Here is a 19,454-nt window from a genome sequence, read left to right as displayed (position 1 = left end):
ATGAGTCTACAGACAGACGTCGCGGCCCGACTGGAGGAGATGGCGAACCTGCTCGAGGCCGACGACGTGGAGTACAAGCCGAACGCGTACCGGCGCGCGGCCGAGAGCATCCGCGACTACCAGGGCTCCTTCGACGACCTCGTCGCGGAGGGAGCCGACGCCGTCGACGAACTGGACCACGTCGGCGACGCCATCTCGACGAAGGTAGTGGAGTACGCCGAGACGGGGAGTATCGAGGAGCTGGAGGAACTCCGCGAGCGCTACCCGGTCGCGCTCGACGCGCTGCTCCGCGTGGAGGGTGTCGGCCCGAAGACCGTCGGCACGCTGTACGACGAGCTCGGCGTGACCGACCTGGAGGACCTGGAGGCCGCCGCCCGCGCGGAGAAGATACGGGAGCTCCACGGCTTCGGGCCGAAGACCGAGCAGAACATCCTCGAGAACATCGAGTTCGCGAAGTCCGCCGGCGAGCGCACGCTGCTCGGCGACGCCCGCCCGCTCGCGGACGAACTCGTCGACTACCTCTCCGACGCCTCGCCGGTCGAGCACGTCGAGGTGGCGGGGTCGCTCCGGCGCTGGCGTGCGACCATCGGCGACATCGACGTGCTCGTCGGCACCGACGACGGCGCGGCCGCCATCGACGCGCTGCGGGACTGGGAGGCGACGGACGACGTCATCGAGGCCGGCACCGAGAAGGCGAGCGTGCGCAGCGACGGGATGCGCGTCGACCTCCGCGTCGTCGTCACCGAGGAGTTCGGGTCGGCGCTCCAGTACTTCACCGGGAGCAAGGCCCACAACGTCGCTCTACGGAACTACGCCATCGACCGCGGCCTGAAGCTCAATGAGTACGGCGCGTTCGACGTCTCCGACGTCGCGGACCCCGACGCGGGCCAACGGGTCGGCGAGCGCGTCGCCGGCGACACGGAGGCGTCGATGTACGAGGCGCTCGACCTCCCGCTGATACCGCCGGAGATGCGCGAGGACCGCGGCGAGATCGCCGCCGCAGCCGACGACGACCTGCCGGACCTGCTGACCCAGGACGACGTGCGCGGCGACCTGCACACCCACACCGACCGGTCCGACGGTGCGGAGTCCGTCGAGTCGATGCTCGACGGCGCGGCCGCCTTCGGCCACGACTACATCGCCGTCACGGACCACGCGACCGGTCCGGGCGTCGTCGGCGGCGTCGGCGTCCCCGACGAGGAGCTGCTCGAACAGGCCGACGAGATCCGAGACCTCGCCGACGACTACGACATCACCGTGTTCAGCGGCGTCGAGGCGAACATCACCGCCGACGGCGAGCTCTCTGTGGACGACGACGTGCTCGCCGAACTCGACGTCGTCGTCGCGTCGCCCCACGCCTCGCTCGACGGCGACGGCACCGACCGGCTCGTCCGCGCGATGGAGCACCCCTCGGTCGACATCCTCGGCCACCCGACCGGGCGACTGCTGAACCAGCGGCCCGGTCTGGAGGTCGACGCCGAGGCGCTCGCCGAGGCCGCCGCACGCGAGGGCGTCGCCCTGGAGATCAACAGCGACCCGCACCGGCTCGATCTCTCCGGCGGTCCCGTCAAGGTCGCCGTCGACGCGGGCGCGACCATCGCCATCGACACCGACGCCCACCGGACGCCGTCGTTCGGGAACGTCCGCTTCGGCGTCCACACCGCCCGGCGGGGCTGGGCCGAGGCCGCCGACGTGCTGAACACGCGCGACGCCGACGCCGTCCGCGAGTTCCTGCACTGATGCGGTACCTCCTCGACGCGATGCTCGGCAACCTCGCGACGTACCTGCGGCTCTGCGGCCACGACACCGTCTACGCGCTCGACCGGGACGCCGAGGCCGACGAGTCGGTGCTCGGACTCGTGGCCGACGAGGGCCGGACGCTGGTCACGCGCGACGAGCATCTGGCCGCGCGGGCCGAGCACGCGGTCCTGCTCCGGAACCGCGACACCGAGCCGCAGCTCCGCGAACTCGCCGCTGCCGGCGTCGACCTCACGCCCGCCGACCAGCCGGTCCACTGCGGGCGGTGCAACGGTCGGCTCGTCCGTGATGCCGCCGCCGATTCGGACACCCGACCCGACTACGTCCCCGACGACGCCGAGCCCGTCTGGCGCTGTCGGAACTGCGACCAGCGGTTCTGGAAGGGGAGCCACTGGGACCGGATGGTCGCGACGCTCGCGGACGTACGAGACACGTCAGAAGAGACGGCTCCGGACGGCTAGTTGTTCGGCTCCCACTCGCTGCACGCCTCCATGTCCTCCATGACCTCGCCGTGTGCGCCGCAGTAGGGCTGCATCCCGTGGTTCGTCCGGACGTACTGGAAGTGCTGGCAGTTGCCGCAGTAGCGGTCCGCGAGGCTCTTCTCGCGTGCGCTGGGCTCGGACTGGAGCACCTCGCCGTCGTCGTAGTCGTCCATCGGCGACCGGATGTTCTGCGTCGTCGCGCCGCCGTCGCTCGTCGGCGTTCCCGGACCGCTCCGACCCGCCGACGGGCCGCCCCGGGCCGACCGCGACGTGGACGTGCGAGCGGCGGGCCCTGAGCCCGGTGCCGGCTGGTTCGTCTGCGTCTCGACCGACCCGTCGGGGTCCGCGCCGAACATCCCGACGCCACTGGTGGCGGCGGCCTGCTCGGCCTGTTCGACCGGCATCTCGACGAACCGGGTCTCGCCCTCGCGGGTCACCTGCATCGTGACGGTGCCGCCGGGGTCGTTGCGCGTCTTGAACGTGACGACCGCGCTGAACAGGCAGCCGATGGAGGCGAACACGCCGAAGGAGTACACCGCCGCGACGAGCAGGGTGAGCCCGGTCCGTTCCTGCGGGCCCGTCACCCAGTACGTCGGGTAGGCGTACCAGAACAGTGCGACACCGAGCACGCAGAGGCTGGCCCCGATGGCGGCGGCGGCCCGGATGCGCTTGCTCGCAGGGAGGACGGTGAACACGCCGACGAGCACCGCCGGCACTCCGAGCCCACCCAGTACCCCGGCGACCTTCCGGGCGTCGTACACGCCGACGCCCACCGCGCCGAGGAGGTCGGTCCCTCCGACGAGGATGCCCACCACCGTGAGCAGCGCACCGGCCGCGAACAGTGCCACCCCCAGATAGAACCGTCGGAGGTCGTCCACCTCTCCGACGTTGTCCTCGTAGACGTCCGCGAGACTGGTCATGCACACCTGTTGGTACTCGTACCACAAAACAGTACGTCAGACATCGGGCACGGAAGCGAAAGGTTGAATCGACGCGGTTGCAAAGCCCCGACCATGGCTGACGAGGAGGAAGCAGACGCAGAACCCGCCGTCGAGCTCGGCGAGGGCGAGCCCGTCGAGGGCGCCCCGCTCGCACGAGTCACGTCCCGCCTGAGCTGGCCCATCACCAAGAGCCGACTGGAGACCCTCGAGGGAGACGCCGTCATCCGGACGCCCGAGGGGCCGACCGAGCTCTCCGCAGCGCTCGAGGACGTCGACATCACGTACTTCGAGAAGCGCCAGGAGTTCGAGGAGGCCGTCCGCGACGTCGTCGGTCGCGGCCCCGTCGCGACCGCAGACGAGTAGAGCCGTGTCGAGCCAGGACGCCGGCGTCGTCGCCGATGCCGTGGACTGGCTCCGCCCTAGACTCGCGTCCCTGCGCTGGTCGCGCCTCTCCTGGACCGCGAAGTCGCTCGTCGTCGGTGCGGCCCTCTCCGCCCTCTGGATGACGTTCCACCAGCCAGGACTGGACCAGCGACTGGTCATCGACGGCCTCATCTTCTTCTGCGGCCCGATGGCGCTCGCGGCGTACTACGGCAAGGAGATCGGCTACCGGGTCGACCGCACCGCAGTCCGGAACGCCGCGCTGCTCGCACTGTTCGTCCTCCCGTTCTACCTCGTCGGGTCGTCGCTGCCGTCCATCCGGAGCTACTACCCGATGTGGGCGACCGCCGCCGAGCTGCGCGAGCCCGGCACGTTCGTCGTCCACGCCGCCAAGCAGTTTGCGCTCGTCGTCGCCGTCGAGACGTACTACCGCGGCCTGCTCTGTGTCGGCGTCGGCGAGCGCTTCGGCATCAAGGCCGCGTTCATCAGTCCCGTCGTCTACGCGCTGCACCACATCGGGAAGCCGCCGATAGAGATGCTGCTCTCCGGGCCGACGGACGTGCTGTTCGGCGCGGTCGACTACAAGAGCGACTCCATCCTGCCCTCCGTCGTCGCCCACGGCGCCGGGCTGGTGCTGCTCGACTGGCTGGTCATCCACGAGCCGCTCATCCCACCGGAGACGGTCTTCGGCTGGCTGGAGTGGCTCCCCGTCCCGCTGTGAGATACGTTTTTACTCGTGGCCACCGCCCTCTCACGTATGGGACTCGAATCCAACGACGAGAGCGACGTCGAACTGCCAATCCCGAGCGACGACGAGATCGGCAAGAAGCAGGCCACACTCGAGATGGAGCACGAGGAAGCCATCGAGCACGTTCGCGAGGCGTTCGCCGACGCGGGCTTCGGCACCGCCGTCGAGTTCTCGGTCTCGGACCTCCTCGCCGAGAAGATCGGGGTCGAACGCGAACCGTACTACGTGCTGGGCGCCTGCAACCCGGAGATGGCGAACCGCGGGCTCGACATGAGCCCGGAGCTCGGCGGGCTGATGCCGTGTAACGTCGTCGTCTGGCAGGAGGAGCCGGGACGACAGCACGTCTACCACGTCTCTATCATGCGAATCGCGCCGCTGCTGGGCATGGCACCGAACGACGAGGACTGGGACGAGCTCGTCGCCGACACCGGCGAGCTCGTCGAGGCAGCGTTCGAGAACCTCGACAGCGTCTGAGACGGCCGCTACCGCTCTTCTTCGTCAGAAGTCGCCCAGCGAGCTCTGCACGCCGGCGACGAGATCGGACTTCCGGCGGAGCCGGTCGTACGAGACGGGCAGGCGCTGTGCGATGGTCCGGACCGCGCCGTGGAACGTCTCGGCCTCGCCGTGCTCGCCGGCGAGGGATTCGTTCACCGCGGACTCGTCGACGCTGTGCCACGGCGTGCCGTCGAAGGCGTTGCGGACGCTCTCGCGAACCTGCCAGACGCCGACGGGCGCCCAGTAGTCGTCGCTGACCTCCCGGAGGACCAGGCACTTCGCCTGCCGGCCGCGCTCGGCGAGGTGTTCGAGCACGCCGAGTCGGCTGGCGTAGTACGCGCCGGCGGTCTCGTCGACGTAGCCGGTGCGGCCCTCGTAGCCCTCCGAGGCGCTCCCCATCCAGATGTCGCCGGTGGGGTCGGGGTTCCAGACGCTCCCGGGCGCCTTCATCTCGACGAGTTCGAACTCCCACTGTCCGGGTGCGAGGATCACCCAGAAGCGGTTGCCCATGTACTCGTTCATCCGCACCTCGACGCTGTCGACGCTCGGGGCGTGCCGGAGCTTCCCGCGGAGGTACTGCCCGATGGTGTCGTCGACCGCAGTGATGGACCAGCGCGTCGGGACGAGCCGGCGGTTCTCGCCCTGGCCGAGCGCTCCCGCCGACAGCACGCGGTTGATGTCGTACACGTCGAGTCCGCGCCGGTAGAGGTACGTCATCGCCCCCTGGGCCTGCCAGTCGTCGTCCTCCAGCGTCTTCTTCACCGGGCGCGGGACGTACGGGTTCTCGGTGAGGTCGACCGAGGTGGCGCTGGCGCTCGGGCCGGTCGGCGTCGCAACGCCCTCGCCAACGTCGAGGTCGAGGTCCAGCTTGCCGTCGAGGCCGATCTCCACGTCGACCGGGTCGCCCGCGATGGCGACCTCGCGCTGGACGCCGACGAAGCCGTCCCAGACGTCCTCCACGTTGACGTTCGCGCGGCGCCGGGAGTTCAGCAGGCCGGTGCGCCGCTCGACGACGTCGCCGACGCCGAGGCCCTGCTGGTACCACTGGCCGTCGGTGACGAAGTCGGTCGGGTCCCCCTCCGCGACGGGCGAGAGCAGCCCCGTCGAGACGTTCGGGTAGTTCGTCCGGCCGACGAAGATGGAGGGCGCAGTCGCTCCGTAGAGGGAGTCACCCTGCACCGTCTCCTCGAAGCGCGACTGGAAGTCCTCGAGGTACTCGGTGATGGCGTAGGACTTCTCCTCGGCGAGCCGGCGGCGGCGCTGGGACTCGTCGGGCTCCAACCCCTCGATGTAGTCGTCGAGCCGCATTCGACCGAGATAGGGCGACGGAGCGCTTCAATCTGGCGGACAGGCGACACCGAAACCTCCCGACTGCGACGTGTCGCACACCCGCTGCCCGCAGTCGGCCCGTGGTCAGGACACGCCGACGCTGGCCCCGTCCCCGTACTTAAATCGTTGCGAGTGCCCTGACCCCCGCGGGGACACTCGCCGCCTCGAACCAGCCACGCTCCTCCCGCCGGAGGATGCGGGCGGGCTCGTACTGGCCGAAGCCGTCGCGCACGTCCATCGTGCCGGCGTACACCGTCTCGTCGCCGACGGCCCAGGAGACGACGAAGGACTCGTTCTCGCCGGGGTAGGGAAGCCGGTCGACCTCGCCGTCCTCGTGCGCTTCGAACAGTGCACCACCGGGTGCGGCGGGCCCCCAGCCGTTGGCGGCCGTGTACAGCGTCCCGTCGTGGTGGCAGCTCTCGCGGAAGTAGTTGAACCAGAAGTCGCGGAAGTCGGTGTCCTGTCTGAGCCACGTCCGGCCGGCGTCGTCTGTCCGATAGATGCCGTTCCCGCAGGCGGCGACGTACTCGTCGGCCTCGAGCGCGAGCAGGTGGTGGACGTCGTCGTGGACGCCCGCCGACCGCTCGGACCAGGTCTCGCCGCCGTCGACGCTGAGGTAGACGCCGCCGGGTTCGATGCCGACGGCGAGTCGGTCCGGGGCGCCGGGGTGGACGGCCATCGTGCGGACGCTCGCGTCGTCCCCGGGCGCGCGGTCACGCCAGCGCTCGCGGTCCGGGACCGCCTGGAGCGCGTCGAGCTCGCGCCAGCTCGCCCCGTCGTCGGTCGAGACGTAGACGGCGGCGGGATCGGTGCCGGCGTACCATCGCTCGCCATCGGGGCTGATCGCCGTCGAGACGGCTGCGCCAGGGAGTTCGGCGACGTGGTCCCAGCTGCGACCGTCGACTGTCCGATAGAGCCCCGACCCCGTGGCGGCGATGCAGCCGTCGGGCGTCGAGTGCAACCGGTAGACGGTCGCGTCCAGCCGCCGCTCCGGGGCGGTATCGTCGTCCGCCGGGACGGCGAAGAGACCGTCGAACGTGCCGACGAGTAGCACCATCTTCGGGTAGGTCTGTCCCCCCGCTCGTTAAGCGTTGTGTCGCATGGGGGACCAGCGGTCCGTTCAGTCGACACTGCCAGCGGAGCGCTCGAAAGAACGGGTGGATGGCGGTGTGGGCCCTAGCTGTGGATGCCCATCGCTTCGATCTGCTCCTGGTACCGGTTTCGGATGGTGACCTCGGTCACCTGTGCCACGTCGGCTACCTCGCGCTGTGTCTTCTTCTCGTTGCACAGCAGCGACGCCGCGTAGATGGCGGCGGCGGCGTAGCCGGTCGGCGACTTGCCGGAGAGCAGCCCCTTCTCGGCGGTCGTCTCGATTATCTCGTTCGCCTTTGTCTGTACCTCTTCGGAGAGTTCGAGTTCGGAGCAGAAACGGGGAACGTACTTCTTCGGGTCGACGGGCCGCATCTCCAGACCGAGTTCCTGGGAGATGTATCGGTACGTGCGCCCGATCTCCTTGCGCTCTACCCGTGAGACCTCCGAGATCTCCTCGAGACTGCGCGGAATCCCCTCCTTGCGGCAGGCCGCGTAGAGCGCGCTCGTCGCGACGCCCTCGATGGATCGGCCACGGATGAGGTCCTCCTTGAGCGCGCGGCGGTAGATGACCGAGGCGACCTCGCGGACCGAGCGTGGAACGCCCAGTGCGCTGGCCATCCGGTCGATCTCGCTGAGCGCGAACTGCAGGTTACGCTCGCCCGCGTCCTTGGTTCTGATGCGCTCCTGCCACTTGCGGAGCCGGTGCATCTGACTCCGCTTCTTCGAGGAGATAGAACGGCCGTACGCGTCCTTGTCTTTCCAGTCGATCGTCGTCGTCAACCCCTTGTCGTGCATCGTCTGTGTCGTCGGGGCACCGACGCGAGACTTCTCCTGGCGTTCCTGGTGGTTGAACGCTCGCCACTCCGGACCGGGGTCGATCTTCTCCTCCTCGACGACGAGCCCGCAGTCGTCGCAGACGAGTTCGCCCCTGTCGGAACTCTTGACCAGGTTCTCGGAACTGCATTCGGGACACTCCCTGACTCCCTCCTGCTCGTCCGACGCCTCGGTCTCGGTTTCTCGCTCCCGCTGGCGGGTGGACCGTGTCATCGCACTTTTATAGTAGTATTTCGCACGCACTTAAACCCTTGGTGGGAATCTGTCGGCTGTTACGGGGACACAACCCGATGGAAGGAAGGGAATCGCACGACAGCGAGATGTATCATTTTCTGATATGAATTCGGAATCAGAACGGTTATACCCGAGGTTCGGTGACCTTCGGTCAATGCCGGTCATCGAGTGCGACGTCGAGGAGGCCCGCGCGGCGCTGGAAGCCGCGGGGGCGACGGTCACCGAGGGGAACACCGACCACGAGCGCTGGCGGGCCGAGTACGGAGACGCGTCCGCGGTCGCGTACGACGAGAAGGTCGTCGTCCAGGGCGGACGCCCCGCCGACATCGAGGCACTCCTCCGGGAGGGCAGCGGCCGCGCACACTGCTACTTCGACGGCGCGTCGCGCGGGAACCCGGGACCGGCCGCCATCGGCTGGGTCGTCGTCACGAGCGACGGCATCGTCGCCGAGGGGGGCGAGCGCATCGGGAACGCGACGAACAACCAGGCCGAGTACGAGGCACTTCTGCGCGTGCTGGAGGTCGCCGTGGACTTCGGCTACGACGAGGTCGAGATCCGCGGTGACTCCGAGCTCATCGTCAAGCAGGTGCGCGGCGAGTACAACGCGAACGACCCGACGCTGCGCGAGAAGCGCGTCTCCGTCCACGAACTGCTGTCGAACTTCGACTCGTGGACCATCAGCCACGTCCCCCGAGAGATTAACGAACGTGCGGACGAACTGGCGAACGAGGCACTCGACGAGGCCTGAGAAGACGTGTCAATGTCAGAGAAAGATAACACTCCGGAGGATGACACAGCGGCGGACGAGCAGGGCGAGGGCGCGCTCCCACAGTCGGTCGTCGACGAGGCGGAGCGACTGACCAGACTCGCACGTGAAGCCATCGACGATTCCGAGACGGAGGCGTACCGCGACCGACGGGCCGACCTCGTTGGCGAGTACGGCTACGCCGCCCGCGTGCGGACCGAGGGCGAGGAGACGCTGGTCTGCTACCCGCAGGACTGGCTCGAGGACGGCGTCGTGCAGATCGCCCGTATCGAGGACACCGGACGCGCGGTGGAGGTGCCGCTCTCCGGCCCCGGCGACCCCGACGAGTGGCGCGACGTGGACGAGCACAACCGCGAACTCGTCGAACAGGTCCGCGAGGAGCACGGCGAGGTGCACGCCCGGAACGCGACCGCGTACGCCGACTTCGCCGGGAACCACTACGCGAAGCCCGTCGAATCGCTCACCGAGAACGAGATGCAGGAGTTCCTCGACGAGTACTACCCGCGCAACGCGTGGCCCAGCGAGGAACAGACGGCGGTCGTAGAGCGGTCGCTCGAACTGGTGTACGAGACGGCAGGAGAACGGGTGCCCGGGTCGTAGTCCGCCTCCTGCGTCGGCCGCAACTACTGCTGTACGGTCGTTACTCGAGGATGGCCCGGATGTCGTCCGCGCGGTCCTCTTCGGTCGCGATGTTCTCGAGCGTCCACTCGACCTGGTCCATGACGGCGTCGTAGCCGTCCTCGGTCAGCTCGTACTGGTTCGTGCGCTTGTCAAGCTCGCTCTTGTCGATGAGCCCGAGCCCGACGAGTTCGTCCAGGTTGGGGTACAGACGGCCGTGGTTGACCTCGGTGCCGTAGTACTCCTCCAGCTCCCGCTTGATGGCGAGCCCGTACATGGGCTCTTTGGCCAGAATCACGAGGATATTGTGCTGGAACGCGGTGAGTTCGCGTGCAATGCCCTGCTTGCCGGTGACTGTTTGTGCCTCTGACATGGTTACATAAATGTCATCGAGCTATTTAACACTTCTCAACTATTCGTTGTGTCCGCCACTACTTACGTTTAATTGCATGTGGTAAAAAACCAGACGGTGACCAGTTCGTGTCGACCGTGCGAGGGGCGGGCGTGCGACTGTGAGAGTCACGCACGGTTCGGCCGAACCCGTGCGAAACCGACTCCTGCGGTCGAGACGAAAGGATTTTGCCCCGGCCAGTCCCACGCCGGAACGTATGACGAACCTCTGGGAAGACCTCGAGACGGGTCCGAACCCGCCGGAAGAGATCTACGCGGTCGTCGAGTGCCTCAAGGGCGAGCGCAACAAGTACGAGTACGACAAGGACGTCCCGGGCGTCGTCCTCGACCGCGTCCTCCACAGCAACGTCCACTACCCCTCGGACTACGGCTTCATCCCGCAGTCGTACTACGACGACGAGGACCCCTTCGACGTGCTCGTGCTCGTCGAGGACCAGACGTTCCCCGGCTGCATCATCGAGGCGCGCCCCGTCGCCCTCATGAAGATGGACGACGACGGCGAGCAGGACGACAAGGTCATCGCGGTGCCGGTCGAGGACCCGCGCTTCGACCACATCGAGGACCTCGAAGACATCCCGCAGCAGCGACTCGACGAGATCGACGAGTTCTTCAAGACCTACAAGAACCTCGAGGCGGGCAAGGAGGTCGAGACGCTGGGCTGGGAGGACAAGGCCGCCGCGAAGGAGGCCATCGAGCACGCGATGGACCTCTACGAGGACGAGTTCCAGTAACGCCGCCGGAACCGACGCTGTTCTCTGTCTCGACCGACGTCGTGAGCCCGTCGAGCGGCGCGACGCCGCCGGGATACGCACCGGTTATGCGAACCCACCCCACGATGAATTATGAGCATGGGTAATCTTATCCGGGCTCCGTCCGTAGCAACACCTGTGATGGCTACCAACACCACGACCCCCACGACCGACCGCCGCGAGGACGACGACGAGGACCGCCCGGCCGTCGGGATGTCCCACGTCACCGTCGTCCCGACGAACTACGAGCGGGAGGACCGGTAGCCGTTCTTGCCGCCATCGGCGAGCGCCGGAGGCGTTGCGGGTGAAAAGAAGGTTCTTGTATCCATCTCCAGTACGGTGGAGTATGGGTCTGTTCGATAGGTTGCGCGGTGACGACGCGCCACGCGTCGCGTTCTTCGGTATCGACGGGGTGCCGTACAGCCTCGTCGCCGACAACGAGGACGTGTTCCCGAACCTCAACGAGATAGCGCGCGAGGGGAGCGCCGCGGCGATCGAGAGCATCGTACCGCCGGAGTCGAGCGCCTGCTGGCCGTCCCTGACCACCGGCGTCAACCCCGGTGAGACGGGGGTCTACGGCTTCCAGGACCGCGAGACGGGAACCTACGACACGTACGTGCCGATGGGCGACGACGTGCAGGCGAAGCGGCTCTGGGACCGCGTGCAGGAGGACGGGCGCGACGCCACAGTCCTGAACGTCCCGGTGACGTTCCCGCCCCAGCGCAACGTCCAGCGACAGGTGTCGGGCTTCCTCTCCGTCGACGACATGTCGAAGGCAGCACAGCCCGAGGAGCTGCAGCAGTACCTCGACTCCATCGACTACAACCTCGACGTGAACGCGAAGCTCGGGCACGAGGACGACAAATCGGCGTTCATCGAGAATGCCCACGAGACGCTCGACAAGCGCTTCCAGACGTTCGAGCACTACGTCGAGAAGGACGACTGGGACCTCTTCTTCGGCGTGTTCATGACGACCGACCGGGTGAACCACTTCCTGTTCGAGCACTACGAGCGCGACGGGGAGTACAGGGACGAGTTCCTCGAGTTCTACCGCAAGGTGGACGAGTACATCGGGAAGCTCCGCGACGCCCTCCCCGACGACGTGACGATGCTCGTCGCCTCCGACCACGGGTTCACCACGCTGGACCACGAGGTCCACCTCAACGAGTGGCTCCGCCGCGAGGGCTGGCTCTCCTTCGACACCGACGAGCCAAGCGAACTCGGCGACATCAGCGACGACACCCGGGCGTACTCGTTCATCCCCGGGCGCATCTACCTCAACCTCGAGGGCCGCGAACCCCGCGGCAGCGTCCCCGAGGCGGAGTACGAGGGCGTCCGCGACGAGCTCAAGGCCGAGCTCGAGGCGCTGGAGGGGCCGAACGGCGAACCGGTCGCCGAGCGAGTCGTCGAGCAGGAGCAGGCGTTCCGCGGCGACCACGACGACATCGCACCAGACCTCGTCGTCATCCCGAACCACGGCTTCGACCTCAAGGCCGGCTTCAAGGGCCACGACGACGTCTTCGGGAAGGACGCGCGCAACGGGATGCACAGCTTCGACAACGCGGCGCTGTTCGTCGACGACCCCGAGGTGACCATCTCCGACGCGGACCTGTTCGACGTGACGCCGACCATCCTCGAGCTGATGGAGATCGAGTTCGAACGGACCGAGTTCGACGGCGGCTCGCTCGCCTGAGCCCTGTCGGAACGTTTTTGCGACGATTGCACCAACGATGAGCCATGACACCGGGCGACGACGGCGACTCCCAGGGGAAGGCCTCGGCCATCACCTCGCTGCTCGTTCTCGGTGCGGGCCTGCTCGCGCTCTTCCTCGACGTGCCGAACTGGTGGCTCGTCTTCGTCATCGGTTACGCAGTGGTCCTGCCCATCGTCGCCATCCTGTTCGACGAGGACGGCGACGAGGACGTACTCGACGAGACGGACCGGCGGATGGACGACGCGCTGAACGGACGGGGCGAGGACCGCGTCGCCGAGTCGAAGCGCGACGCCATGGAGACGCTTCGGGAGCGCTACGCCCAGGGCGAGCTCTCCGAGGCGCAGTTCGAGGAGAAGCTCGAGAACCTGCTGGAGACGGAGACGCTGGAGGACGCGAGGGCCCGCATCGAGCGCCGGTCGTCCGAGTCGACAGACACGGACCGGGAGCGCGAACGCGAGTAGCTCAGAAGAGGTCGTCGAGCTCGTCGTTCTGGAAGTTCGCGGTGTGGTCGACCTGCTCCTGCTGCTGCTGTGCCTCCCTCGCGCGCTCCATGAACTCGTCGATGCGCGGGGAGCGTTCGACGCCGCCGAGCAGCACCAGCGTCGCGATGCGGTCGGAGTCGAGCGGGAAGTCGCCACCGCGGACCTGGAGGCTACCGGTCTGGTCCTCGACCCAGCTTCGCGCACGCTCGACGCCCTTCCGCGGGATGGCGTCCGGCCGGCCGGCGACGACGAGGAGCGCCGCGTCGGCCGTCACCGCATCGGGGAGGCTCGTGCCGGTGAACAGCGCCGAGCGCGTGATGCTGGTGACCGCGTTGATGTTGTCCTCGGCGTCCTCGCCGGCGGCGGCGCTGGCGTAGCCGAGGCAGGCGATGCCGCCTTCGCGGAGCGTGTTGATGATCTCGGAGGAGTCGACGACAGACTCGCCGACGCCCTCGACGTTCTCGCCGGAGGCGAACAGCAGCCCGATGCGCTGGGCGATGTTCCGGTTGATGGTGTCGAACGCGGCCTCGACGGACTCGCCGGCGTCGTGCCAGGCGTCGTTGTCGACGAGGATGGTCGAGTCGGCCTCCCGGACGACGGTCTTGAGCGAGCGACCGGCGTTGGCCTGGTACATCGAGCCCTCGCCGCGGCCGGGGAGGATGCCGAGCGCGTAGATCGGCACGTCGTAGACGCGTTTGAGCTCGCGGACGAGCACGGGCGCACCCCCGGAGCCGGTCCCACCGCCGAGGCCGGCGACGACGAAGACCGCCTCTGCCTCCGTCGTTATCCTGCCGTCGAGGCCGTCCATCACCTCGACCGCGTCCTCCTGCATCACCTCGGCACCGAGCTCGTTGTCGCCACCGACGCCGTGACCGCGGACGCGGTCCTGGCCGATGAGCTGCGTCTCGATGTCGAGCGTCTGGAGGTCCGTCTTCGCCGTGTTCACCGCGAGCGCACCGCGGACGGCGTCGAAGTCCATCTCGTAGTCGAACTCGGCCAGGGCCTGGGTGAGCTTCCCGCCGGCCTGGCCGACACCAATCAGGACGACTTTCATGTCCCGAACGTCCGAGGACGACGGGGGTAAACGTTCCGACCAGTCGTTTTTGTACGATGACGCGACCAGAGTGGCCATGCCCGACGCCCTCGACGACAGACTCCGTGCCGTCGAACGCGCACTGGACGGGTCGGTCGACCGCGCCACGAGCGTGACGACCACCGACGAACCGCCCGCCGCAGACCGGTCTCCGCCGGGACACGACGGCCGAGGGAGCGACAGACTCGACGACCTCGAGTCGCGGCTCGACGACGCCGAGACGACGCTCGCGGAGCTCGAGGCCGCCGTCCAGGCGCTCCGCGGGTACGCCGGCAAGGTCCGGTCGGTCGACGAGCGCGTCGAGGAGCGTGCGGACGCCGCGCTGGCTGCGGTCGAATCGCTCGAGGCTCGGGTCGACGAGCTGGAGGACTCGACGCCGTCGACCCGTCGGGGGCAGTCCGACAACGACGACCGCTGCCCGCACTGTGACGGCCGCCGCGAAGTCGGTCGACAGGGCGCCAGCGGACCTGCCGAGGGCCGACGCGACGACGACCGGCCGGCCGCCGAGCGTCGAGACCGGACGCTCGACGCAGAGTGGCCGACCTCCCCCGCACCGCGCTTCGCCGACCAGGACGACGCCGACGCGGACCCCGGCCTGCTCGGTCGCCTGCGCGACCTGCTGTGATCCGCGTCGTCCTCGCGGTCGCCGTCACGCTCGCGCTGTTCGCCGTCGCGGCACCGGCCGCGGCCGACGCCCGCGAGTACCGGAGCGACCGCATCGTCGCAACCGACCTGACGGCCATGGAACGGGCGGGGACGGCGCTGCTCGGCCTGGAGGACCCGACACCGTCGCCGGGGACCGGACCGCGCCGGTTCGTCACCCTCCGTGTCCCCGGTGACAGCTGGTCGACCGCCCCGGTCGACTGGGTCGCACTCGGGGGACGGCCGGACGTTGCGCACCCCGACCCACGCGTCGTCGCCTACGCGCTCGCCGGCGGCGACCCCCGGACCGTCGAACTCCCGTTCCCGCTCGTCACCGGCGCCGACGGACCGCTCGTGCTCGAGGGGAGCGGGCGCTTCGAGCTACGCCTCTCGCTCGCGCCGGACGGCGTGCGCGTCGAGCGGGTCGGAGTTTAAACCGGAACGGGCGACCAACGGCGGCATGGGACCACTCCGTTCGCTGCTGGCCGACGACGACGGTGGCTGTGGCTGTCGCCCGACGTTCGAGGCGGGCAGACTGCTGGTCGACGCGAGCGACTGCGACGGCCGTGGCGACCTCGCGACCGCACCCAGCTGCCGGGCGACGGTCGTCGGGGCGCTCGCCGCACGCGACGCCGACCGCGTGGTCTGTCGCGCCGACGGGATCGACCGCGCCTACGAGGACGACGCCGCGGCGCTGCTGGTCGCCGCCGGTCGGTTCGCCGAGACCGTCGCACATCGCGACCCGACGCTGGCCGCCCGTGCCGAGACCGACCCGCTCCGTGCGGCAGCCGATGCCGAGGCGCGCGCCGGCCCGGTCGCCGATGCCGCCGCCGAGACGGGGCTCGCACTCGCTGCAGAGCGCGCCAGCGGACTCGCGGGAGACGACGACACCGACCCGTACGAGGCGGTGCTCCGCCCCTACGTGGCTCCGTCGCTGGCCCGTGCCAGGGTCGCCGCGACGCCGCCTCCGGGCGCGACGCTCCTGCGGGCCCGCGAGACGGACACCGACGCGGCGGTCCGCGAGTACGAGGACGCCGCCGGCCGCCGACGCTACCACGTCGAGCCCGTCGAGCACCGACTGGACGACGCGAGCCTCCGGACGCTCGACGCCGCCTACCGACGGCTCGCTTCGGGGACGGCAGACGGTGCCCGCGACGACGACTGCGCGGGTCGACGCGCGCCGGGGCGGGCGGTCCGCGCCGTCGCGGACGACGACGACCCGGTCGAGACGCTCGCGGCGGTCCTCCGGAAGCACACCCGCGGCTACGGCGTGCTCACGGACTGCTTCGCCGACGACGCGGTCTCGGACGTGTTCGCCTCCGCGCCCGTCACCGGGACGCCGCTTCGGGTGACTGCCGACGGGCGCACCATGCCGACGAACGTCCGGCTGACGGCCGACGGTGCGGCGGCGCTCGCCTCGCGCTTCCGGCGCGAGAGCGGCCGGGCGTTCTCGCGTGCCAGCCCGACGCTGGATGCGACCGCGACCGTCGCCGGGACGCAGGTCAGAGTCGCCGGCGTCACCGAGCCGGTGAGCGACGGGTACGGCTTCGCGTTCCGGCGCACCGGCTCCGAGGCGTGGACGCTACCCCGGCTCGTCGCAGTCGACTCCGTGACCCCGCGGGCCGCCGCCCTCCTCTCCGTCGCGGTCGAGCGCGCCGCTGCCACGCTCGTGGCCGGGACCCGCGGCGCGGGCAAGACCACCACGCTCGGCGCGCTGCTCTGGGAGCTGCCCGTCGAGACGCGGACGGTCGTCATCGAGGACACTCCCGAGCTCCCTGTCGCGAGTCTCCAGAGCCACGGCCGGGACGTGCAGGCACTCAGGACCGCCACCGACGACGGCCCGAGCGTCGCTCCCGACGAGGCACTCCGCACGGCGCTCCGGCTGGGCGAAGGTGCGCTCGTCGTCGGCGAGGTGCGCGGCGAGGAGGCCGGCGTCCTCTACGAGGCGATGCGTGTCGGGGCGAGCGGGAGCGCCGTACTGGGGACCATCCACGGCGACGGTGGCGCGGACGTACGAGAGCGCGTGGTCTCCGACCTCGGCGTGCCAGTCTCCTCGTTCGCCGTCACGGACCTCGTCGTCACCCTCCGGCCGCTCGACACGCCGGATGGAAGCGTTCGGCGCGTCTGCCGCATCGAGGAGGTCCGTCCCGCCGGTGACGGCGTCACCTTCGCGCCGCTGTTCGAACTCGACGGCCGCGAACTGCAGCCGACGGGATGTATCGACCGCGGCGAGAGCGAGCTCGTCGCGTCGCTCGCCCGACCCGGGGAGTCCTACGCCGACGTCCGCGCGGAGCTGGGCGAACGCACCGACGCCATCGCTTCGCTGTCCGAAGACGGACGGACCGCTCCCGAAGCGGTCTCGCCCGTCGCAGGCGAGGTCTCCGGGGACGAACCCGGGAACGGTGGCTGGCCGTGACGGCCCTCCCGGTCGCGGTCGTCCGGCTACTGGCCCGTGGCTACCCCTGGCCGGTCGACCCGAGCGAGGAGCTCGGACGGGCGCTCGAGTTCGTCGGGAGCGAGGTCGCCGCCGAGACGGTCGTCCGGGCTGGCTACGTCCTCGGGGCGCTTGCGGCCCTCCTTGGAACCGTCGTCACGCTCGCCCTCCGGCCCTCGCCGACGACAGTGCCGCTCGTCGCCGCCGCGCTCGGTCTCGGCACGACCCACGCCGTCCACGCCGCTCCGGCCGCACTCGCGAGCGCCCGCCGGACCGCTGCACTCGGCGATGCCCCGGCGCTCGTCGGTCGCGCAGTCCTGCGGATGCACGTCGAGCCGGCCGCCGAGCGCGCCGCCGCGTTCGCCGCCGAGACAGACGACGGACCGCTGGCACGGAGCCTCCGGAGCCACGTCCGCCGTACCCGCGGTGGCCCCGGCTCCGGCTTCGGTTCCTTCACCGACGAGTGGGGCGAGGAGTTCCCCGCACTCCGGCGTGCCCTCCACCTCGTCGACGCGGCAGCCGACGCACCCGCTGGCGAGCGCGGCCGCGCTCTCGACCGGGCGATGACCGCCGTGACGCGGGGTACTCGCGACCGGATGGCCGAGTTCGGCGCGCGCATCCAGGGCCCCGCGACGGGCATCTACGCCTTCGGCGTACTCCTGCCGCTCGCGCTCGTCGCCGTGCTCCCGGCCGCCCGGGTCGCCGGCGTCCCGGTCACCGTCGGTTCGCTGGTGCTCGTCTACGACGTCGCGTTGCCCTGCTGCCTGCTCGCCGCGAGCGCGTGGCTGTTCGCCCGTCGGCCCGTCGCGTTCCCGCCGCCGTCGGTGCCGCGTTCGCACCCCGACGTCCCGGACCGACCCTGGCGCGCACTCGTCGGTGGGGGCGGTGCCGGTCTCGGGAGCGCGATCGTCGCAGGCCTCGTCGCACCGGCGTGGACGCCCCCGCTCGTCGGTGTCGCGGTGGGTGCCGGCGTCGCGCTCCTCGTCCACTACCGGCCCATCGCGGCGGTCAGAGACCACGCACGGGCCGTCGAGGCCGACCTCGTCGACGCACTCTACCTCGTCGGCCGGCGCGTGAGCGAAGACACCGCCGTGGAGTCGGCCGTCGAACGCGCGGCCCGGGAGGTCGAGGGAGAGACGGGCGAGACGTTCGCAACCGCCGCCCGTCGCCAGCGCCGGCTCCGCGTCGGCGTCGAGCGCGCGTTCCTCGGCGAACACGGCGCGCTCGCGCACGTTCCGAGTCCGCGAGCCAGGGGCACGGCAACCTTGCTCGGGCTCGCCAGCGAGGAGGGCGCACCCGCCGGACGCGCACTCGTCTCGATGGCCGACCACCTCGCCGACCTGCAGGCGCTGGAGCGCGAGTGCCGCAACGACCTCGCCCGCGTCACCGGCACGCTCGCCAGCACGGCGACGACCTTCGGCCCGCTCGTCGCCGGTGCGACGGTCGCGCTGGCGGCCGGAATGGGCGGCGACGCCGGAACCGGAGCGGCGGCCGGATTCGGCGGTGGTGGGAGCCGGGCCGGTGCCAGCGCCACCGGCGTCCCACCGCTCCCGACGGCCGAGCTGGGGCTCGTCGTCGGTGTCTACGTCTGTCTGCTCGCGGTCGTCCTCACCGTCCTCTCGACCGGGCTCCGACACGGTCTGGACCGGGCGCTCGTGGGCCGTCAGGTCGGTCGCGCGCTCCCGACGGCGGTCTGCGTGTACGTCGGCAGCGTCGTCGCGGCGGGCGCCGTCGTCTGAGGGTTCAAGTACGGGAGCGCGGCCAGGGTCTGCATGTTCGACGCACCACCCGACGCCTGGTACACCTGGGTCGCCGTCGCGCTGGCGAGCGTCGCCGTCGCCGGCGTCGCGACCGAACTGCCCAGCGAGCCCGCGCCCGACGCCCCGGCCGCCGCCAAGACGGTCGATGCCGTCGCTGGATCCACCTACGCCAGCGCCGCAGCGCACCCGCTCGATGCCGATCGGATCCGGCTCGAACCCGACCGGCTCGCCCTCCGGACCGACGGGGAGACCAGCCACGCGACGTTCGCGTTCGGGCCGGTCGTCCCCGTCGGTGGGGATGCCGCCCTCGCACGCGTCGCCCGTGGCGTGCCACCCGGGAGGGCGTTCGACTCGCTGGCCGCGTTCCGCGAGGCCGTCGTGGCGGCCCGCGAGCGTGCGAGCGACGCCGACTGGGGCCCTGCAGCCGACCGACTCGTCGTCAGGCACCTCGAATGGGGTGAGGTGGATGTCACGCTGGTCGACGCGTAGGG

22 protein-coding genes are annotated in these 19,454 nt (G+C 70.0%); 16 read left to right on the top strand and 6 right to left on the bottom strand.

Annotated elements, in window-relative coordinates:
- Together polX and ACSG06_RS14755 are read left to right on the top strand one after the other, a co-directional pair.
- Complete coding sequence (polX, locus tag ACSG06_RS14760; RefSeq protein WP_440991041.1) at nt 1–1,740, top strand: DNA polymerase/3'-5' exonuclease PolX; 1,740 nt, start codon at nt 1–3, stop codon at nt 1,738–1,740.
- Nucleotides 1,740–2,219: a Mut7-C RNAse domain-containing protein gene (locus ACSG06_RS14755; protein WP_440991040.1), complete on the top strand. Its 480-nt coding sequence runs from the start codon at nt 1,740–1,742 to the stop codon at nt 2,217–2,219. The genes polX and ACSG06_RS14755 overlap by 1 nt, the downstream gene beginning before the upstream one ends.
- On the opposite strand, the gene ACSG06_RS14750 is transcribed toward ACSG06_RS14755, so the two are convergent.
- Nucleotides 2,216–3,160, bottom strand: coding sequence for a cell division protein CdpA domain-containing protein (locus ACSG06_RS14750; RefSeq protein ID WP_440991039.1), 945 nt, complete (start codon nt 3,158–3,160; stop codon nt 2,216–2,218). The genes ACSG06_RS14755 and ACSG06_RS14750 overlap by 4 nt on opposite strands.
- A 93-nt stretch (nt 3,161–3,253) precedes the next feature.
- On the opposite strand from ACSG06_RS14750, the gene ACSG06_RS14745 reads away from it, so the two are divergent.
- The 3 genes from ACSG06_RS14745 to ACSG06_RS14735 are packed head-to-tail and all read left to right on the top strand — an operon-like array spanning nt 3,254 to nt 4,784.
- Nucleotides 3,254–3,544 (top strand): DUF5789 family protein, encoded by a 291-nt coding sequence (locus ACSG06_RS14745; RefSeq protein WP_440991038.1) that lies wholly within the window; start codon nt 3,254–3,256, stop codon nt 3,542–3,544.
- A 4-nt stretch (nt 3,545–3,548) separates the two neighbouring features.
- The gene (locus ACSG06_RS14740) at nt 3,549–4,283 is read left to right on the top strand and encodes a CPBP family glutamic-type intramembrane protease (protein ID WP_440991037.1); all 735 of its coding nucleotides are present in this window, start codon (nt 3,549–3,551) and stop codon (nt 4,281–4,283) included.
- A 36-nt stretch (nt 4,284–4,319) separates the two neighbouring features.
- Entirely contained in the window at nt 4,320–4,784 is a 465-nt protein-coding gene (locus ACSG06_RS14735; RefSeq protein WP_440991036.1) for a DUF302 domain-containing protein, read from the top strand.
- A gap of 24 nt (nt 4,785–4,808) precedes the next feature.
- Here the strand turns inward: ACSG06_RS14735 and nreA are convergent, their stop codons facing one another.
- From nreA to ACSG06_RS14720, 3 genes are all read right to left on the bottom strand, one after another.
- Complete coding sequence (gene nreA / locus ACSG06_RS14730) at nt 4,809–6,113, bottom strand: DNA repair protein NreA (RefSeq protein WP_440991035.1); 1,305 nt, start codon at nt 6,111–6,113, stop codon at nt 4,809–4,811.
- Nucleotides 6,114–6,252: 139 nt separating this feature from the next.
- On the bottom strand, nt 6,253–7,191 hold the full coding sequence (locus tag ACSG06_RS14725) for a WD40/YVTN/BNR-like repeat-containing protein (RefSeq protein ID WP_440991034.1): 939 nt from the start codon (nt 7,189–7,191) through the stop codon (nt 6,253–6,255).
- Nucleotides 7,192–7,310: 119 nt separating this feature from the next.
- Nucleotides 7,311–8,273: a transcription initiation factor IIB gene (locus ACSG06_RS14720; RefSeq protein WP_089731433.1), complete on the bottom strand. Its 963-nt coding sequence runs from the start codon at nt 8,271–8,273 to the stop codon at nt 7,311–7,313.
- 175 nt (nt 8,274–8,448) lie between these two features.
- Between ACSG06_RS14720 and rnhA the strand changes: the two genes are divergently transcribed.
- Both rnhA and ACSG06_RS14710 read left to right on the top strand, forming a co-directional pair.
- Nucleotides 8,449–9,042 (top strand): ribonuclease HI, encoded by a 594-nt coding sequence (rnhA, locus tag ACSG06_RS14715; RefSeq protein WP_440991033.1) that lies wholly within the window; start codon nt 8,449–8,451, stop codon nt 9,040–9,042.
- 12 nt (nt 9,043–9,054) lie between these two features.
- A complete protein-coding gene (locus ACSG06_RS14710) occupies nt 9,055–9,660 on the top strand; it encodes a DUF7108 family protein (protein WP_440991032.1) in 606 nt (201 codons plus the stop codon).
- 40 nt (nt 9,661–9,700) lie between these two features.
- Here the strand turns inward: ACSG06_RS14710 and ACSG06_RS14705 are convergent, their stop codons facing one another.
- Nucleotides 9,701–10,051: a PadR family transcriptional regulator gene (locus tag ACSG06_RS14705; protein WP_440991031.1), complete on the bottom strand. Its 351-nt coding sequence runs from the start codon at nt 10,049–10,051 to the stop codon at nt 9,701–9,703.
- Nucleotides 10,052–10,286: 235 nt separating this feature from the next.
- On the opposite strand from ACSG06_RS14705, the gene ACSG06_RS14700 reads away from it, so the two are divergent.
- From ACSG06_RS14700 to ACSG06_RS14685, 4 genes are all read left to right on the top strand, one after another.
- Nucleotides 10,287–10,820: an inorganic diphosphatase gene (locus tag ACSG06_RS14700; protein WP_440991030.1), complete on the top strand. Its 534-nt coding sequence runs from the start codon at nt 10,287–10,289 to the stop codon at nt 10,818–10,820.
- A 159-nt stretch (nt 10,821–10,979) separates the two neighbouring features.
- Complete coding sequence (locus ACSG06_RS14695) at nt 10,980–11,102, top strand: hypothetical protein (RefSeq protein ID WP_440991029.1); 123 nt, start codon at nt 10,980–10,982, stop codon at nt 11,100–11,102.
- An 82-nt stretch (nt 11,103–11,184) separates the two neighbouring features.
- Nucleotides 11,185–12,531 carry an alkaline phosphatase family protein gene (locus ACSG06_RS14690; RefSeq protein WP_440991028.1) on the top strand — a complete coding sequence of 449 codons (1,347 nt, stop codon included), beginning with the start codon at nt 11,185–11,187 and terminating at the stop codon, nt 12,529–12,531.
- Nucleotides 12,532–12,575: 44 nt separating this feature from the next.
- Complete coding sequence (locus ACSG06_RS14685; RefSeq protein ID WP_440991027.1) at nt 12,576–13,013, top strand: SHOCT domain-containing protein; 438 nt, start codon at nt 12,576–12,578, stop codon at nt 13,011–13,013.
- Nucleotide 13,014: 1 nt separating this feature from the next.
- Here the strand turns inward: ACSG06_RS14685 and ACSG06_RS14680 are convergent, their stop codons facing one another.
- Complete coding sequence (locus ACSG06_RS14680; protein ID WP_440991026.1) at nt 13,015–14,088, bottom strand: tubulin/FtsZ family protein; 1,074 nt, start codon at nt 14,086–14,088, stop codon at nt 13,015–13,017.
- Nucleotides 14,089–14,164: 76 nt separating this feature from the next.
- Between ACSG06_RS14680 and ACSG06_RS14675 the strand changes: the two genes are divergently transcribed.
- The 5 genes from ACSG06_RS14675 to ACSG06_RS14655 are packed head-to-tail and all read left to right on the top strand — an operon-like array spanning nt 14,165 to nt 19,452.
- A complete protein-coding gene (locus ACSG06_RS14675) occupies nt 14,165–14,752 on the top strand; it encodes a DUF7310 family coiled-coil domain-containing protein (protein ID WP_440991025.1) in 588 nt (195 codons plus the stop codon).
- Entirely contained in the window at nt 14,749–15,204 is a 456-nt protein-coding gene (locus tag ACSG06_RS14670) for a DUF7311 family protein (RefSeq protein ID WP_440991024.1), read from the top strand. The genes ACSG06_RS14675 and ACSG06_RS14670 overlap by 4 nt, the downstream gene beginning before the upstream one ends.
- Before the next feature lie 25 nt (nt 15,205–15,229).
- Entirely contained in the window at nt 15,230–17,185 is a 1,956-nt protein-coding gene (locus ACSG06_RS14665) for an ATPase, T2SS/T4P/T4SS family (protein ID WP_440991023.1), read from the top strand.
- Nucleotides 17,182–18,942, top strand: coding sequence for a hypothetical protein (locus ACSG06_RS14660; protein WP_440991022.1), 1,761 nt, complete (start codon nt 17,182–17,184; stop codon nt 18,940–18,942). The genes ACSG06_RS14665 and ACSG06_RS14660 overlap by 4 nt, the downstream gene beginning before the upstream one ends.
- A 33-nt stretch (nt 18,943–18,975) precedes the next feature.
- On the top strand, nt 18,976–19,452 hold the full coding sequence (locus tag ACSG06_RS14655) for a DUF7283 family protein (protein ID WP_440991021.1): 477 nt from the start codon (nt 18,976–18,978) through the stop codon (nt 19,450–19,452).
- Nucleotides 19,453–19,454 lie beyond the last annotated feature (2 nt).

Origin of the sequence: Haloarchaeobius baliensis, assembly GCF_052060055.1 — an archaeon.
Taxonomy (GTDB): domain Archaea; phylum Halobacteriota; class Halobacteria; order Halobacteriales; family Natrialbaceae; genus Haloarchaeobius; species Haloarchaeobius baliensis.
This window is presented reverse-complemented; position numbering and strand designations above follow the sequence as displayed.

Excerpts from the sequence above, each read along its gene's own strand:
- ACSG06_RS14720 (WP_089731433.1), bottom strand. The coding sequence starts at position 8,273 with ATGACACGGTCCACCCGCCAGCGGGAGCGAGAAACCGAGACCGAGGCG.
- ACSG06_RS14655 (WP_440991021.1), top strand. The coding sequence starts at position 18,976 with ATGTTCGACGCACCACCCGACGCCTGGTACACCTGGGTCGCCGTCGCG.
- ACSG06_RS14700 (WP_440991030.1), top strand. The coding sequence starts at position 10,287 with ATGACGAACCTCTGGGAAGACCTCGAGACGGGTCCGAACCCGCCGGAA.
- ACSG06_RS14755 (WP_440991040.1), top strand. The coding sequence starts at position 1,740 with ATGCGGTACCTCCTCGACGCGATGCTCGGCAACCTCGCGACGTACCTG.
- ACSG06_RS14745 (WP_440991038.1), top strand. The coding sequence starts at position 3,254 with ATGGCTGACGAGGAGGAAGCAGACGCAGAACCCGCCGTCGAGCTCGGC.
- ACSG06_RS14735 (WP_440991036.1), top strand. The coding sequence starts at position 4,320 with ATGGGACTCGAATCCAACGACGAGAGCGACGTCGAACTGCCAATCCCG.
- ACSG06_RS14665 (WP_440991023.1), top strand. The coding sequence starts at position 15,230 with ATGGGACCACTCCGTTCGCTGCTGGCCGACGACGACGGTGGCTGTGGC.
- polX (WP_440991041.1), top strand. The coding sequence starts at position 1 with ATGAGTCTACAGACAGACGTCGCGGCCCGACTGGAGGAGATGGCGAAC.
- ACSG06_RS14685 (WP_440991027.1), top strand. The coding sequence starts at position 12,576 with ATGACACCGGGCGACGACGGCGACTCCCAGGGGAAGGCCTCGGCCATC.
- ACSG06_RS14695 (WP_440991029.1), top strand. The coding sequence starts at position 10,980 with ATGGCTACCAACACCACGACCCCCACGACCGACCGCCGCGAGGACGAC.
- rnhA (WP_440991033.1), top strand. The coding sequence starts at position 8,449 with ATGCCGGTCATCGAGTGCGACGTCGAGGAGGCCCGCGCGGCGCTGGAA.
- ACSG06_RS14725 (WP_440991034.1), bottom strand. The coding sequence starts at position 7,191 with ATGGTGCTACTCGTCGGCACGTTCGACGGTCTCTTCGCCGTCCCGGCG.
- nreA (WP_440991035.1), bottom strand. The coding sequence starts at position 6,113 with ATGCGGCTCGACGACTACATCGAGGGGTTGGAGCCCGACGAGTCCCAG.
- ACSG06_RS14710 (WP_440991032.1), top strand. The coding sequence starts at position 9,055 with ATGTCAGAGAAAGATAACACTCCGGAGGATGACACAGCGGCGGACGAG.
- ACSG06_RS14675 (WP_440991025.1), top strand. The coding sequence starts at position 14,165 with ATGCCCGACGCCCTCGACGACAGACTCCGTGCCGTCGAACGCGCACTG.
- ACSG06_RS14750 (WP_440991039.1), bottom strand. The coding sequence starts at position 3,160 with ATGACCAGTCTCGCGGACGTCTACGAGGACAACGTCGGAGAGGTGGAC.
- ACSG06_RS14705 (WP_440991031.1), bottom strand. The coding sequence starts at position 10,051 with ATGTCAGAGGCACAAACAGTCACCGGCAAGCAGGGCATTGCACGCGAA.
- ACSG06_RS14680 (WP_440991026.1), bottom strand. The coding sequence starts at position 14,088 with ATGAAAGTCGTCCTGATTGGTGTCGGCCAGGCCGGCGGGAAGCTCACC.
- ACSG06_RS14690 (WP_440991028.1), top strand. The coding sequence starts at position 11,185 with ATGGGTCTGTTCGATAGGTTGCGCGGTGACGACGCGCCACGCGTCGCG.